At 31.8% G+C, this 15,457-nt stretch carries 14 protein-coding genes; 6 read left to right on the forward strand and 8 right to left on the reverse strand.

The features are described 5' to 3' along the window. Positions 1-59 precede the first annotated feature (59 nt). The 5 genes from K337_RS0116365 to wtpA form a co-directional block, all read right to left on the reverse strand. Positions 60-1,013 carry a CobW family GTP-binding protein gene (locus K337_RS0116365; protein ID WP_051251871.1) on the reverse strand — a complete coding sequence of 318 codons (954 nt, stop codon included), beginning with the start codon at positions 1,011-1,013 and terminating at the stop codon, positions 60-62. A gap of 36 nt (positions 1,014-1,049) precedes the next feature. Next, the gene (locus K337_RS0116370; RefSeq protein ID WP_028857541.1) at positions 1,050-1,280 is read right to left on the reverse strand and encodes a thioredoxin family protein; all 231 of its coding nucleotides are present in this window, start codon (positions 1,278-1,280) and stop codon (positions 1,050-1,052) included. Between the two features lie 92 nt (positions 1,281-1,372). After that, complete coding sequence (locus K337_RS0116375; protein ID WP_028857542.1) at positions 1,373-2,344, reverse strand: permease; 972 nt, start codon at positions 2,342-2,344, stop codon at positions 1,373-1,375. 158 nt (positions 2,345-2,502) lie between these two features. Next, positions 2,503-2,643 carry a hypothetical protein gene (locus K337_RS20125; protein ID WP_169712899.1) on the reverse strand — a complete coding sequence of 47 codons (141 nt, stop codon included), beginning with the start codon at positions 2,641-2,643 and terminating at the stop codon, positions 2,503-2,505. Between the two features lie 104 nt (positions 2,644-2,747). Then, a complete protein-coding gene (gene wtpA / locus K337_RS0116385; RefSeq protein ID WP_028857543.1) occupies positions 2,748-3,755 on the reverse strand; it encodes a tungstate ABC transporter substrate-binding protein WtpA in 1,008 nt (335 codons plus the stop codon). 254 nt (positions 3,756-4,009) lie between these two features. On the opposite strand from wtpA, the gene K337_RS0116390 reads away from it, so the two are divergent. From K337_RS0116390 to K337_RS18890, 3 genes are all read left to right on the forward strand, one after another. Then, the gene (locus K337_RS0116390; protein WP_028857544.1) at positions 4,010-5,644 is read left to right on the forward strand and encodes a SulP family inorganic anion transporter; all 1,635 of its coding nucleotides are present in this window, start codon (positions 4,010-4,012) and stop codon (positions 5,642-5,644) included. Positions 5,645-6,072: 428 nt separating this feature from the next. After that, entirely contained in the window at positions 6,073-6,723 is a 651-nt protein-coding gene (locus K337_RS0116395) for a YiaD family glycine zipper/OmpA-like lipoprotein (protein ID WP_028857545.1), read from the forward strand. A 140-nt stretch (positions 6,724-6,863) separates the two neighbouring features. Continuing rightward, a complete protein-coding gene (locus K337_RS18890) occupies positions 6,864-7,442 on the forward strand; it encodes a class I SAM-dependent methyltransferase (protein ID WP_037030044.1) in 579 nt (192 codons plus the stop codon). Positions 7,443-7,502: 60 nt separating this feature from the next. Here K337_RS18890 and K337_RS0116405 read toward each other — a convergent pair whose 3' ends face one another. From K337_RS0116405 to K337_RS0116415, 3 genes are all read right to left on the reverse strand, one after another. After that, on the reverse strand, positions 7,503-8,888 hold the full coding sequence (locus K337_RS0116405; protein WP_028857546.1) for a tryptophanase: 1,386 nt from the start codon (positions 8,886-8,888) through the stop codon (positions 7,503-7,505). 246 nt (positions 8,889-9,134) lie between these two features. Continuing rightward, positions 9,135-9,740 carry an LA_2272 family surface repeat-containing protein gene (locus K337_RS0116410; RefSeq protein ID WP_037030046.1) on the reverse strand — a complete coding sequence of 202 codons (606 nt, stop codon included), beginning with the start codon at positions 9,738-9,740 and terminating at the stop codon, positions 9,135-9,137. Positions 9,741-9,860: 120 nt separating this feature from the next. Continuing rightward, on the reverse strand, positions 9,861-10,424 hold the full coding sequence (locus K337_RS0116415) for a VC2662 family protein (RefSeq protein ID WP_028857548.1): 564 nt from the start codon (positions 10,422-10,424) through the stop codon (positions 9,861-9,863). Between the two features lie 269 nt (positions 10,425-10,693). Here K337_RS0116415 and K337_RS0116420 point away from each other — a divergent pair, with 269 nt between their 5' ends. Genes K337_RS0116420 through K337_RS0116430 form a run of 3 tightly spaced genes read left to right on the forward strand, consistent with a single transcriptional unit; the run spans position 10,694 to position 15,446 of the window. Then, positions 10,694-12,655, forward strand: coding sequence for a UvrD-helicase domain-containing protein (locus tag K337_RS0116420; RefSeq protein WP_028857549.1), 1,962 nt, complete (start codon positions 10,694-10,696; stop codon positions 12,653-12,655). Between the two features lie 11 nt (positions 12,656-12,666). After that, complete coding sequence (locus K337_RS19455) at positions 12,667-14,571, forward strand: SUMF1/EgtB/PvdO family nonheme iron enzyme (RefSeq protein ID WP_051251873.1); 1,905 nt, start codon at positions 12,667-12,669, stop codon at positions 14,569-14,571. Continuing rightward, positions 14,571-15,446 carry a mechanosensitive ion channel family protein gene (locus K337_RS0116430; RefSeq protein ID WP_051251874.1) on the forward strand — a complete coding sequence of 292 codons (876 nt, stop codon included), beginning with the start codon at positions 14,571-14,573 and terminating at the stop codon, positions 15,444-15,446. The genes K337_RS19455 and K337_RS0116430 overlap by 1 nt, the downstream gene beginning before the upstream one ends. The last annotated feature ends 11 nt before the right edge of the window (positions 15,447-15,457 follow it).

Consider the following 15,457-nt stretch of genomic DNA (forward strand, 5'->3'; position numbering starts at 1 on the left):
AAAAAAGCCAAGAATTAAAATCTCGGCTTTTTTATATTCTGAGCTGATTTTATCAGCTTCTATCCATTCATCATCTTCATATCTACTGTGGTGTGTTTCTTCCACGCATCGATTATTCCTTTTAATATCTGCGGTACACTCACCCCTTCTATTTTTTTAGTCAAAAAAACAAGGGTCGAATCATCCCATCCTTGGGTACTCTTTTCCACATCTATCATACTTCCTACCATATCAACCTTCATCATATCGCCCTCTACCTGGGTGAATCCCTTTACTCTATAGACCATAGGCCCTATCTCTTCTAAAAAATTATTTAGTTCCGAATGAGAAATTTCAGATTTAATATTCATAGTAAATGTTTTTGGTTTTGTATCTACAGTATTGGTGGTTTCTTTTTTAACAATATTTTGTAAGAAATCTCCTTCTCTATTAAAAAACTCTATTCCTATCTTTCCAAAAGTAGTTCTATGAATATCTGCATCAGGATTTATAAATGCTATTTTATCCCTTATAACAGAGGTATCCTCTACAAGATCAGATTTATTTATTACTACCATGTGTGCCTGTTGTATCTGGTTAGTTATAGCCTCAATTCCGTCTACCTCAGCTAAAAATGTTCTTGCATCTACGATACATATTGCTCCTGAATAAATATATGGATTATCTTCTACTTTCATATAGGCCTTTAAAGCCTCTAAAATTTCTCCTATATTAGAAGGGTCTGCCAGCCCAGATCCCTCTACAAATACTCTGTCCACATCAGTTTTCGCTATCCTTGCAAGCTCAGTAACAAAATTTATTTGAAGACAGCTGCAAAAGATAGATCCTCTGTTAATCTCTGAAAGTTCTATATCAAATTCTTTTAATAAACTTCCATCTATTCCCGTTTTACCAAATTCATTCATAATAACAGCATTTTTACTTTGAGACAGATCTTTTAAAATCCCCTTTAATGTGGTTGTTTTTCCTGCTCCTAAAAACCCCGTAAGCAGATAAAGTTTTTTCTTCTTCACTATTGTTTCCCCCTTTTTATACAATCAATAATTTTACTACTTGATAAAATTTATTATCTCTTCTATCTGAGCAACTCTTCCAGTCACTACTACCTCTCCATCAATAACAAGTGCTGGACTACTCATCACTCCAAAGGACATGATCGATACAATATCCTCCACCTTTTCTACATCTGCATCCTTACCAGCCTTTGAAAGAGCCTTTATCACATTGTCATATAGGTCATCACATTTTTTACACCCTGTTCCTAATACCTTTATTTCCATTTTTAGTTCCCCCTATTTTAAAATAGATATATTCTTCTTATTTTTTATTTTATTAAAAAATCTATCATTCATATTAAAAAAAATTTTCCCCTTTATATAATCATATTAAATAAATATCCAACTGCTATTATTCCTACTCCTGTTATCCCTGTAAATACAGTTATTAATTTAGGCTTTATAACCTTTCTCAAAAGAATCATCTCAGGGAGTGATAAAGCCGTAGTTGCCATCATAAATGCCATAGCAGTTCCCATCCCCACTCCTTTATTTATAAGAGCTTCCGCAATTGGAATAGTTCCCATTGCATTTGAATAAAGGGGAATAGCTATAATCGTTGCAAACAATACTGCCAATGGATTTTCAGGTCCTGCATACTTTGAAAGGATCTCTTCAGGAGCCCATCCATGGATGAGAGCCCCTATCCCTATCCCTATAAGAAGATATTTCCATATCCTTCCAACTATATCTTTTACATTGGATTTTGCAAATTCTATCCTCTCCCTTTTAGAAAGAGTTTTTATGATAGTATCTCCCATCTTTATTTTATATACATAGTCCTCTACATATCTCTCTAATTTTAAAAGGTGAATTATATATCCTCCTATTACTCCCAATACTACCCCTGAAAATACATAGTATCCTGCTATTTTTGGACCAAATATCCCCAAAAGAATAACAAAAGCAGCTTCATTTACTATCGGAGAAGTTATCAAAAAAGAAAAAGTTACACCAAGGGGTATCCCTCCCTCTATAAATCCTATGAAAAGCGGAACACTAGAACACGAACAAAAAGGTGTTACTATCCCTAAGAGACTGGCAGCTACATGAGCCTTGAATCCTCCTAATTTTTCCAATATTTTTTTTGTTCTTTCTACAGAAAAATAACTTCTCATATACGAGATTATAAATACCATCATTGAAAGAAGTATCAAAATTTTTATAGTATCATAGATAAAAAAATGAATGGAGCCGCCGAACCTTTCTCCTGTATCTACTCCAACCCTATTAAGAATCCATGTTGTTCCCTGATTCAGCCAAGCAAAAGAAAATATATATTTTATCACGACTAACTCCCCCTCCATCATATAAGTTTATAAGCAATTACTAATATAGTTATATACTATAAAAATATCTTTTGCAAATTAATTTATATTTATTAGTGAATTTTATATTTATTTACCAAAAAAAGACCTCTAACTATTTTAGAGATCTTTTTTTTAAATTATTTTTTTGATTTTAACATCTCTTTCATACAGCTTACAGGTGTTCCTTTTTCAAGATGAAAATTTATACACTCACAACATTTCCCATGTCTTGGACACTCTACATTTGTACACGTACACGTTTCTTGATTACAACTCATTTTAATCCCCCTGTTATTTTAAAAACTTTTTAAAGTTTCTTTTAAACACTTTTAATAAAAGAATAACACAAGAATATTTTCTTGTCGATAATTTATCCAAAAATTTATTCTACAATATATTTTAACTCCATAGGTAAATTTTCTTCACCAAAGACCTTAATATCATTTAGTACAGGCTGCCCAGCCTCTTCCAATAACCTTAACCCCTGCTCCTTATCAAATAAAAACTTTAAAAATTCTATAGCAATCTCATTATTTTCACCTGTATTTGGCATAGTTAAACTGTAAACGATTGGTTGACCTTTTTTAGTGATGAATTCACCCGGTGTTTTCCCATCCAGCTGAATTGTTGATTTTGCATAATCATTTTTGTAGTCAATTGAACTTAAATTAATCTCTTTAGGTAATTTCACATACATTAGATTTGGATTTTTTTTGGCATGTTGCATTGCTACAGACTCATATTCAAATGCATAATCTAAAGCACCTGTATCTAACATTGCTATTAATTGTACTGCCTTTGCCCTAACATTTCTAGGGGGACAATTTTTAAGTAATTTATTATTTAATCCTTCAATTCCATAATGATTTTCAGCTAGTTGCCATAATAACACAGATCTATATCCACACGGATCTGCATTAGGATCACTATGACCATAATTAACTCCCTTTCGAGTTAAGACTTCATACCAATTTTCAGATGTAATCTCATCAGCATATTGGCTATGTTTTGAATATACAATAACCATTGAATTTTCTGCAAATAATCCATTCCAATTTGCAAAATCTGGCATAACCAAAGTATCAATTACCGTATAATCAGCAGAACAGAGTATATCTACAGAGTCACCAAATTCTGTTACTTTTCTTGCAACTGTTCTACTCCCACCTGGAGTTCTAATAACATCTACCTTTGGATATTTTTCTTCAAATTCTTTCTCTAAAGATTCAAATGGTATCGTTAAACTTCCTGCATGATAAATAACCAGTTTCCCCTCTAATTGATTTTCTTTTATTTTCACATCACTATTTGAATCTTTATTTTCACATCCACCTAAAAACAATGCTCCTAACATCAATATAATTAACCATAAATTTTTCTTTTTAAACATCTTACAATCCCCCTAAAAAAATTTTAAATAACCATCTAGTTTATACTATTTTTTTTCAATAAAATCAAATTTTACCTACAAAATAGTAGGGAAATAAAATATTTTTTTATTTGTTTGACAATAGTAGGGTTATATCTGTATAATATTAGCGATTTAAGCAAATTTTAATTAAATATTAATTAAATCTGGAATTTTGATATATATTTCAATTATCTATACTTATTCAAGATAAAATTATTTTAGGAGGCTAAAAAATGGAACATGTATTCAATCCAAAACTATTCACTTTATTTAAAGGGGGTCTCGATAAAAAACAAGTCACTTCCGATATATTAGCAGGAATTGTTGTTGCTATTGTTGCCTTACCACTTGCTATTGCCTTTGCAGTGGCTTCAGGAGTTTCACCGGAAAGAGGAATAATAACATCGATTATTGCAGGATTTATTATTTCTTTCTTGGGAGGAAGCAGAGTACAGATAGGTGGACCGACTGGAGCTTTTATCGTTATTGTATTTGGTATTGTAGAAACATACGGTATTAACGGTTTAATCATTTCATCGATTATGGCTGGAATAATATTAATAGTATTTGGGCTATTGAAATTAGGAGGATTATTAAAATATTTCCCTAACTCTTTAATCATTGGGTTTACAAGTGGAATTGCATTGGTTATTTTTTCAACACAAATAAAAGATGCATTGGGTTTAAATATTACCAAGGTACCATCGGAATTTATTGAAAAATGGAAACTTTATTTTGCCCACATAGATGAAATTAATATGGTTGCTGTAATTATTACAGTAATCACCATATTAATAACTGTTTTTTCAAAAAAATTAGTAAATAAAATACCAGGATCATTTATTGCAATTATTTTAATGACAATTGGAGTACAGGTATTTAATCTTCCGGTTACAACTATCGAATCATCATTCGGAGAGATTCCGAATCATTTTAATTTTACAATACCATCCTTTGCTTTCAGTGATTTAGCTATATATATAGGCCCTGCCATTACCATAGCCTTATTAGGGAGTATTGAATCTTTACTCTCTGCCGTTGTTTCCGACGGGATGATAAGTGGAAATCATAGATCTAATACAGAACTTATAGCACAGGGTGTCGCAAATATAGTTACTCCATTCTTCGGTGGTATTCCTGCTACGGGAGCTATTGCAAGGACAGCTACCAATGTTAATATTGGTGGCCGGACTCCTATCTCAGGAATAGTTCACTCTATAACACTATTATTAATTATGCTTTTATTCGGTAGATGGGCAAAGTTAATTCCAATGTCCTGTCTTGCTGGAGTATTAATCGTTGTAGCTTTTAATATGAGCGAATGGCGTTCATTCAGATCTATACTTAGAGGATCTATTTTTGATATTATTATTTTGCTTTCGACTTTCATATTGACTGTTTTGGTTGATTTAACAGTGGCTATACAGGTTGGAATAGTTTTATCGGCACTATTATTTATGAAACGGATGGCTGATATCAGCGGGAAAATTCCCCTTGAAATTGATAGTGATCTAATTGAAGATTATTCAAAACTACCCAAAGACATTTCAATCTATGAGATAAGCGGTCCGCTTTTTTTCGCCTCAGTAAAAGAGTATACAGAGGTAATAAAAAGAATAGGGTTTAAGAGTAAAGTTTTAATAATACGTATGCGTCATGTACCCTTTGTTGATTCAACTGGTCTAGAAAACCTTAAAGGGGTCATAAAGATATTAAAAGACTACGGTGTGACAATTGTTTTATCCGGAGTCAATGAATCCGTTCTAAAAGATTTTGAAAAACACCAATTGATTTCATTGGTCGATAAATCTAATATCCATGATTCCTTTGAAAAAGCTATAAACTATTCAAAACAACTACTAAAATAAGTTGATATCTAGTTCAACCTCCTGCCCCCTCCTTGGGGGCTTTTTTTATATATTTTAATCAGAACTACAGCTAAAATAATTTGTTCTGCTGAGGATTCTTCATCTTTGACATTACAAAAATAAATTTAAATTCCCTTAATTTAAATAATATAATTAGTGTTCATTATCTATGATTTAAAATTTATTCTTGAATTTAGATTTATTACATAATATAATAATTAGATCTCTTTAAAGAGAATTACAAGAACGATGATTTTTTAACAGGAAAAAATACTGATCATCTCTTTAAGGTAGAGGAGGTCTTAAAAGATAAAAGTATAGAACATGCAAAAACCAATCGTTTTTGACAACTAAGATGAAATAACTTTTTTTATCATAAAAATAGAGATACAATTTCATCTACAAATTAAAAAAATGGGAGAATTAAATTGAAAAAAAATATATCATTATTATTATTAGGTGTCATAGCCATAACAGGATGTAAAAGTATCGATCCATATACAGGTGAAGAAAAGTTCAGCCAAACCAGCAAATATGCTCTAGGTGGAGTTCTTGCAGGAGCAGCAGCGGGTCAAATAGCAGGAAAGGACACAAAATCAACATTAACAGGGGCAGCAGCAGGAGCCTTAGCAGGAGCCGGATTGGGTTATTATTTTGACAGACAGGAGGCAGCTTTGAGAGCAGAACTTCAAAAAACAGGAGTTTCTTTAAAAAGAGTTGATAATAAGTTACAGCTTGTTATGCCAGGAAACTTAACTTTTAATAGTAGCAGCTCAGATGTTAGAAGTGATTTTTACGAAGTCCTAGATTCGGTATCTAAGGTATTGAACGAATATGATAAAACTGATGTGTTTGTTTCAGGACACACAGATAACACAGGTAAAAATTCTTATAACATGACTTTATCTAAAAATAGAGCAGATAGTGTTGCAAAATACCTTAAATCAAGAGGAGTTCAAAATACTAGAATTACAAGCGAAGGTTTAGGTTCTAAATTCCCTATAACTTCTAACTCTACTTCACAGGGAAGAGAAAATAATAGAAGAGTTGAAATAGAAATAATAGCAAAGAAAGGCTAGTTTTATGCCTTATCTTAAATAGATAATTCATTTAAGAGATTTGATTCCTGTAAAATACAAGACTCAAATCTCTTAGTTTTTATAAAATATATCATATTAAAATATTCATATGATTCTTACTAAGAAAAAGAGGAGGAATAATGGAAAATAAATGCTGCTATGATTTTTTTATGGATCCCATAGAAAAAAAATTTTTAAATAAACTTCGAAAAAAATTATTGTCTAAAGCTGAGGGTAAAATTTTAGAGATTGGTTCGGGAACAGGAGTAAATTTTGAATTATATGGGAAACATGATGTTGTTGCCATGGAACCAGATGAAAAATTAAGAATAAAATCATTAGATAAAGTAAATAATAAAAATATAAAAGTTATTTCAGGAGATGCTGAAAATTTAGAGTTTAAAGACAATGAATTTGATACCGTGGTTGTGATGCTTGTTCTTTGTACAATTCCCGATAATAAAAAAGCACTCTTAGAAATCAGAAGGGTTTGTAAGGCAGGCGGAAAGATCTTAGTCTTAGAACATATCAAACATAAGAATAAAGTTTTAGCTGTGATCCAGGATATCCTCACCCCAGTATGGAAAAAAATAGCTATGGGGTGTCATTTAAACAGAAAAACTGTAGATATTATAGGAAATCTAGGATTTCAAATAATAAAAAAAGAATATCATATAGGAAATAATTTTGCTCTTTTGGAGATTATTAATAACAAATAAAGGTCTGAAATTTTTCCATTCTCAGGAAAAATTTCAGACCTTTGCATTTTTCTAGGGTTATTATTTTACCGGTTTTAATTTAGCTGTAAAATGTCTTAGGATCTTTGGCTCCTCCTCAATCTCATACCCCTTTATTTCATCTCTTCTCTTATAGATATTAATCAGAGCTTTAGCCACTACATTCATATGATTGTTAGTATATACTCTTCTAGGGATAGTTAATCTCAGTAATTCCATAGCAGATTCCAGCTGCTTTCCTGTATCGGGGTCATTTCCCAATAAAAATGATCCAATCTCTACACCTCTGACACCGGCTTCTCTGTATAACTCTACACAGAGTGCCTGAGCAGGAAAATTATAGTAGGGAATATGAGGCAGAAACTTCTTGGCATCCACAAAAACTGCATGACCTCCTACAGGATTTTGTATTGGAACTCCTCCTTCTGAAAGTAATTTCCCAAGGTATTCAACCTGTCCTATTCTCGAAGCCAAATATGACTCCTCAATAACTTCAGTAAAGCCAACAGCTAGAGCATCCATATCTCTCCCTGAAAGTCCTCCATAGGTAGGAAATCCTTCAATAGGAACAACCATAGCCCTTACACCATTAAATAGTTCTAAATCTTCCTTTATAGCAATCAGTCCACCCATGTTTACAATCCCGTCTTTTTTAGCACTCATGGTGATAGCGTCTCCATAGGAAAAAACCTCTCTTACAATCTCCAAGATCGAACAATGCCCATATTCTTCCTCTCTTTTTTTTATAAAATAAGCATTTTCTGCAAACCTGGCAGAATCAAAGATTATTTTAACTCCATATCTGTCGGCTATTCTCTTAGTTTCTTTTATATTTTTTAAGGAAACAGGCTGTCCTCCAGCACTATTGCAGGTAATGGTAATTATGATAAAAGCGATATTTTCTGATCCTTTTTCCAGTATTATTTTTTCTAAACGGTCATTATCCATATTTCCTTTGAAGGGATGATCGAGAGCCGTGTCATAAGCTTCAGATATTACACAGTCAATAGCTCTTCCCCCCTTTAACTCCACATGTGCTTTAGTTGTATCAAAATGCATGTTAGATATACTATACTGCCCTTTTTTTATTAAAAGAGGAAAAAGTACATTTTCCGCTCCCCTTCCCTGGTGGGTTGGAACAAAATATTTATACCCTGTAATATTCTGAACTGATTTTTCCAACCGATAAAAACTCCTACTCCCTGCATAAGATTCATCTCCTAACATCAGTGCTGACCATTGATGGTCACTCATAGCTCCAGTTCCAGAATCAGTTAGGAGATCTATAAAAATATCTTCAGCTTTTAATCCAAATTGATTATAACCCACTTCCACTATCCTTTTTTCCCTCTCCTCTTTAGAGATCAAACTAATTTTTTCTACCATTTTTATCTTGTACGGTTCAGCTAATGTCGAGTATTCACACATATTTTCCCTCCTAAAATATCTTATTAAATGACTATTAAATATTATTTCAGTTCTTTATATCATACCGAATATATTCTCTATTTTATCTACCTATCCTTTATTATAATTCTAAAAATCAACTGTAAGATAAAAAGCAACGTGACATTGCATTCAATTAGTTTTAATAAAAATTTCAAGATAATAAAAAATAAGTCTATCCACCACAGGCAGATAAACTTATTTTTTATTATCTTCTTTTAAGAGATTTTATAATCTTCCATCTATATTAAAAAATGGAAAAACTGGGAAAAATCCATTTTTTGCAAAGTTAATAAATCCTATTTGAACACCCTGTAAGTCATTGGTGAAGTTAACTGCACCCAGTTGAAAAGTAGTTTTTTCTGCATAATTTACAAATCCGATATCAACTATCGATTCTCCCTGGTTAAAGTTAATTGCTCCCAGATTAATCACTGATTTTTTCTGGTTAAAGTTAACAAATCCCCACTGTAAACCTGTAAAATCATTGGTATAGTTAACAAATCCTAAAGCTACACCTGTAGACTGTCCCAAATGAATATTAGCTGCACCTATACCTACACCTGTAAATGAATTATTCACTTTGTTGGCTCCAATCCAAAATGGGCTTAACTGCACCCCTTTAAAGTTATTAGTTTCACCTAAAGCTAAAATATTTATATCCAAACCACTCATATTGGTATTTTTCCCATAAAGTAAGTTAAGTCTTACCCCTTTTACAGTTTGATCCGCCGGCATATTAGTCCCTGGTACACCTAATTGAAATGGTGTCTCTGCAAATGTTATGGTGGAAATTAAGCATATCATCCCCAGTAAAGTTTTTATTCTTTTCATATTTATCCTCCTAATTTTATATTTTAAATATTGTACTACGTATTTAAAAAAAATTACAGATTATCTAAATAAAAAAAGTGCCTCTATTAATATTAGAGACACCCTTTAAAAATTTAAATTCTAGAATATTCTTCCATCGATATTAAAGAATGGAAATATTGGTAAGAATCCAGTCTTAGCCATGTTAATCAGACCTATTTGTACTCCAGTAAGATCATCAGTCATATTGAAAACACCTAATTGGAATGTAGTTCCTTTAGAAATGTTAACAAAACCGATATCTGCTGTTGTTCTTCCATCAGAGATATTCGCTGCTGCCCATTGAAGACCTTTTACATTATGGGTCATATTTACTAGTCCTAAAATAGCTCCTGTAGACTCCCCACCATGGATATTTGCTAAACCAAATCCAACACCTTTAAATGAATTATTGACCTTGTTAGCACCAATAAATAATATAGGAAATTGTACCCCAGTAAAGTTATCAGCTTCTCCCAAAGCTAGAATAGGAAGATCTAACCCACTTACATTAGCAGTCTTACCATAAAGTAAGTTTAATCTTAATCCGCTGACATCTTGAGATGCTGGCATTTGATTATCCAATACGTTAAACTGAAATCCAGTTGCAAATGACATACTAGATAACAAAAATAACATTCCCAATAAAATTTTAACTCTTTTCATATTTCTTACCTCCTAAAAATTTTGTTTTTTTCATACTTCCATAACACTATACTATGAATTTCAGATTAATCCTACAATAAAATAAAAAAATTATACTGGTATTAATCCCAGTAAATATAGTGTAAAATAGTATATAAAAATATATATTATTACCACCAATTAGCACCAATCAAAACATGGATTGAAATCAATAGTGATAGAGCTATCAAAAAGTGATTATCATAGATATTTTAAATCTATTTTTAAACTAATATTTCAAGGGGGTTACCATGAAAATACTAATAGAGGGAGACACTAAATCTGGAAAAACAACCCTCCTTAAAAAAAAATATATTCAGATGATCAATAGCGGTATAGATTCAAATAACATTTTAGTACTCATTGCCAATAGGATGGAAGCTATAAAATTTAAAGAAAATTTAACTTTGGAATATTCCGGTGAAAACAGGATCTACTCCTATTTTGGATTTGTTCAGCATGAATTAAATAAATTCTGGCCAATAATTTTGAAAAAAAGTAAAAAAATTCATAAACTAAATATAATCCCAACTTTTATGACCTTTGAGGCCTCTCAATGTCTCATGGGAAAAACAGTTGAGTACTATAGAAAACAAGGATTTTTAGGAGAGTTAAACATTTCTAATGAAGAAATCTCAAAGAAACTACTCTCCAACATCTTAGACGCATCCTTAAACAACCTAGTTTATACTAAGATTGGTGACAGATTAAAATCATTTGGCGAAGTTCAAAGGGATCAATTATATGATCAAATGAATATAATTATCGATAAATATATGGAAAAAACATTGGAAAATGGGAGTTTTGATTATGGAACTTCTATCTACCTATACAATAATTTCCTTTTAAAAGATGAGTTTTACTTAGATAATTTTAAGAGGAATACCACCTATCTTTTAGTCGATTCTGGTGAAATAGGCTCCATAGCAGAAGTTGACTTTGTAGCCAAGATCAAAGATTATCTAAAAGGCCTTATTATCACCTTAAATACAGACGGCCCCTATGGAATTCATAGCTATTCCAAAGGTTACTTAGAAGAAACAATAATAGATTCAGAATACAAGAGGATAAAATTAGATAGTAAAAACCTTGAAACCCATAATTTTTTAGACCGATTAGAGGAAAAATTTTATTCCTATGAGACAATAACTGGTCTGGTAAACCTGCATCTAGATATAGAAAATGAATATAAAAGTATAAACAATAAGAAAGTTATTAAAAAGGTTTTAGAGCTCCTAGATGATTCTGTATCTCCAATAGATATCTCGGTAATTGTTCCTCAGAATGACCTGGTATTGGAATTTGCCTTAGAAAAAATAAGCCAGGAAAGAGGCTTTAAATATATGAATATAGGGAGGAATGAGAGAATTTTAGATAATCCCTATGCCTATATCTTGGTTATATCCAGTATATTATTCTATGAGTTTAAAGAGATCAATTTAAATTTTGATGAAATTAAGGTATTTTTTAATCTTGCTCTGGGATTAGATTCCATCAGGAGTGCTCTTTTGGCTAATTATATAGGGAGCCGTAGCAAGGACAGATATAGATTGATTGATATTGACAGTCAGGAGATAAGAAAACGAATCCCTCAACAAAATATTGATAAATATGATAAAATAAGAGGAATATTTAATAAAATTCCTAAGGATATTGAGCTCTATGATTTTTTTGAAATCTTATATATTGAGCTCATTGCAGGTGAGGAGGAATTTTTTAAGAATATAAAGGGGTGCAGGGAGCTGATAGATTCATCTAAAAAATTTATTGAAACTCTCCATAATTTTGAAAACATCAAAGATCTTAACTATGAATTTATAAAGTTCTTACGGGATGGTGCCAAAGCATCGGAAAGTTTAATAGAGTTAGATGAAAGATTAAATGGAGAATATCTCTCTATATCAACACCCTATGCCTATATAAATTCCGGAAGAGATTCCAAATATCAAATTTGGACAGATATAAGAAATAAAAATTTCATTCCAGATACAAAAAATATCCTTCAAAATTCATGGGTACTCTCTAAAACTTGGAAGGGTGAGAGATTCTCTATAGAGGATCAGTTTTACATTGAAAAAATAAATACCATGGGGATTCTTCGTAGATTGATGAAATCTTGTCATGGGGATATATATGTGTATGGATCTAAATATTCTAGTGGCAGCCACGGACAAGGAGGGCTCCTCTATAACGGATTTAAAAAAATTAAATAAGGGAGAAAATTATGAAATATATAAGAAAAATCGGGATATTATTATCCTTATTGATGTTGTTTGGTTTTTCATATGGACAGGAAGATTTTAGAGCAAAATCTATGAAACTGATCCTAAATAAAACCACAGCTTTAGCCGATGGGCAGGATGAAATAAATATTACCTATAGGATCGAGGATGATAATGGTGTCCCTCTTAGAAATATTGACAAAAAAGAAATAAGTCTTCTGATTGATGGAGTTGAAAGCAATGTATTCACCCTGAGATCCAATGATAGTAAGATTTTTGAAATAACTTTGATTTACGGAGATCTCAAAGCTGAGACCAAGGTGAAATTTATAAAAGAAAATAAAAAATTAAGAATATACCTGTCTAAAACAAGGATTTTAGCCGATGGGATCGATGAAATAATTATAGGAACCACAGATGATCAGGGAAATAAATGGAATGATAATGTAACTCTATATATAGACGGGGAGGAAATTCCTACTAATTTTTTTAAGACAAAAAAAACAGGAGAATATCAAGTCGTTGCCAAATCCGGGAAATTCGAGAGTGAAGAAGAAAAAATAACTGCATATGAAAAAATTAATACTTTAAATTTAAAGGCAGACAAACTTAATCTTCTTTCTAATGGAGTAGATAAACTAAGTTTTACCTTAGATGGCAAGGACCAAAATGGAATCACCCGAATCATAGATAATTTTACTCTAGTAAATCCTCAAGGGAAAAATATATCTAAAAACAAAGCATTAACTAGTAAAAACCCAGGGACTTTCAAGGTTAGAGCAGTCTATAAGGGAGAGTACTCCAACTATATTACTTATAGTTCTAAATCGCCTAAAAAGTTTAGTGTAGTTTCATACTACCCGATGGAGGAAACCATTAATTTAAACACCGAGATAGAAGTTACCCTAAATATAGAACCTAGGGATTATAAAGATAGTTTAGAAGTTTTCTTGGATGGAAAACCTGTTTCAGGCAACCTTACCTACAATAAAAAATCTAAATCACTTACATTCATTCCGGACCAGCCGTTAAAATTAAATTCAAAATATGAGGTAAGACTAAAAAAATCCATCACAGGAATAGATGAAAATAAATTAAAAAAAGATTTTACCTTTGAATTTGAAACTACTTCTAGAAAAGACATAGAAACGGTCAAAGTAGAGAGGGGATTATTTATACTAGGAGACGAAACCGGTAAACTGTGGAAGTTTTCATCTCCTACACAGGAAGCCTTTATCCAATACGACTACTTTATTGGAAAAACACCAGTAACATTCGATATTTACGATCAATATACTAGAGATATGAGACTTCCTCTTGTAGATGATAATGGATGGGGACGTAAGACTAGACCAGTTATTAATGTAACTTGGAACGATACCATAGGATTTTTAAATTGGTTATCTGAAAAAGAAAACCTGTCACCGGCCTATGATAAAGACGGAAATCTTATAGATTCAGATGGAAACAGAACCAGAGATATAAAAAAGGTTACAGGATATAGACTCCCAACCGAGATTGAATGGGAATTTGCTGGAAAGGGAGGAGTAAAATCTAAGCCTACCCTATTTAGCGGATCAAACGATGTAGGAGCTGTAAGTTGGTATTCTGACAATTCAATGGGTAAAACTCATGAAGTAGCTACAAAAATGCCAAATGAATTGGGAATCTACGATATGAGTGGAAATATCTGGGAGTGGATAAACGATAATAGTGGCGTTTATTCGGGAATAGAGAGAATAAACAGTGTAGGTCCTAAAAGTGGTTCGTTAAAAATATTAAGAGGTGGTTCTTTTAACAGTATAATGAGTGACTCTCAACTGACTTTTAGAGATGAACTTTCTCCTAACACCAAAGATATATATTATGGATTTAGAGTAGCAAAAACAATTAAGGAGGAAAAATAATGGTAGAAAAAACTCCATTTTTAGTAAAAATATACGAATTACTTACCGATACCGACAGATTTGCAGGACTTATTGAGCAAATCATTTTATTTTCTATACGTGCAATTATTGCAGTTTTAGTATTTCTAGCCTTTAGAAAAATTATAGATATTCTCATGAAAAAATATGAACAATTGGATAAAAAGGATTCTAATAAATCCCTCCATACTTTTTCCAGGTCAATACTGAGATTGACTTTAAATTTTGTAGCAATCATGATTGCTCTTCTAATAATAGGTGTAAAACAGACTGCTTTTGTAGGACTTCTAGGAGGAGCAGGTTTAGGAATTGGTTTAGCACTAAAAGATACACTGGCAAATTTTGCTGGTGGAGTCATATTAATAATATTTAAAGCTTATGAGATAGGGGATTTTATAGAGATTGACGGTCAAAGTGGGAGTGTCCACGAAATAAATGTTTTTGCTACAACACTGAATACCATCGATAATAAGAGGATTCTCGTTCCAAATGGTCTGGCAACCTCACATCAAATTATAAACTATACAAAGAATAAAATGAGAAGAGTAGACCTTTTATTTGGAATTTCTTATAACGATGATTTCAAAAAAGCTATAAAAATATTGACAGAGATAGCAGAATCTCATCCTCAAATTTCACAGAAGATAGATAAGACCATTAGATTAAGGGAATTAGCTGACAGCTCTGTAAATATTACATTTAGAGTTTGGTGTAAATCTGAAGATTATTGGGGAGTCTACTACGATATCATGGAATCAGCAAAGCTTAGATTTGATGAAGATGGTATAAGTATTCCATTCCCACAAATGGATGTCCACATGCATAACCCAGAGGAAGAAATTGTACCTAATAACTAATAATGATCAAT

Origin of the sequence: Psychrilyobacter atlanticus DSM 19335 (assembly GCF_000426625.1) — a bacterium.
Taxonomy (GTDB): Bacteria; Fusobacteriota; Fusobacteriia; order Fusobacteriales; family Fusobacteriaceae; genus Psychrilyobacter; species Psychrilyobacter atlanticus.

Coding starts and splice junctions, on each gene's coding strand:
- K337_RS0116370 (WP_028857541.1), bottom strand. CDS start 1,280: ATGGAAATAAAGGTATTAGGAACAGGGTGTAAAAAATGTGATGACCTA.
- K337_RS0116430 (WP_051251874.1), top strand. CDS start 14,571: ATGGTAGAAAAAACTCCATTTTTAGTAAAAATATACGAATTACTTACC.
- K337_RS0116420 (WP_028857549.1), top strand. CDS start 10,694: ATGAAAATACTAATAGAGGGAGACACTAAATCTGGAAAAACAACCCTC.
- K337_RS19455 (WP_051251873.1), top strand. CDS start 12,667: ATGAAATATATAAGAAAAATCGGGATATTATTATCCTTATTGATGTTG.
- K337_RS0116415 (WP_028857548.1), bottom strand. CDS start 10,424: ATGAAAAGAGTTAAAATTTTATTGGGAATGTTATTTTTGTTATCTAGT.
- K337_RS0116390 (WP_028857544.1), top strand. CDS start 4,010: ATGGAACATGTATTCAATCCAAAACTATTCACTTTATTTAAAGGGGGT.
- K337_RS20125 (WP_169712899.1), bottom strand. CDS start 2,643: ATGAGTTGTAATCAAGAAACGTGTACGTGTACAAATGTAGAGTGTCCA.
- K337_RS18890 (WP_037030044.1), top strand. CDS start 6,864: ATGGAAAATAAATGCTGCTATGATTTTTTTATGGATCCCATAGAAAAA.
- K337_RS0116410 (WP_037030046.1), bottom strand. CDS start 9,740: ATGAAAAGAATAAAAACTTTACTGGGGATGATATGCTTAATTTCCACC.
- K337_RS0116405 (WP_028857546.1), bottom strand. CDS start 8,888: ATGTGTGAATACTCGACATTAGCTGAACCGTACAAGATAAAAATGGTA.
- wtpA (WP_028857543.1), bottom strand. CDS start 3,755: ATGTTTAAAAAGAAAAATTTATGGTTAATTATATTGATGTTAGGAGCA.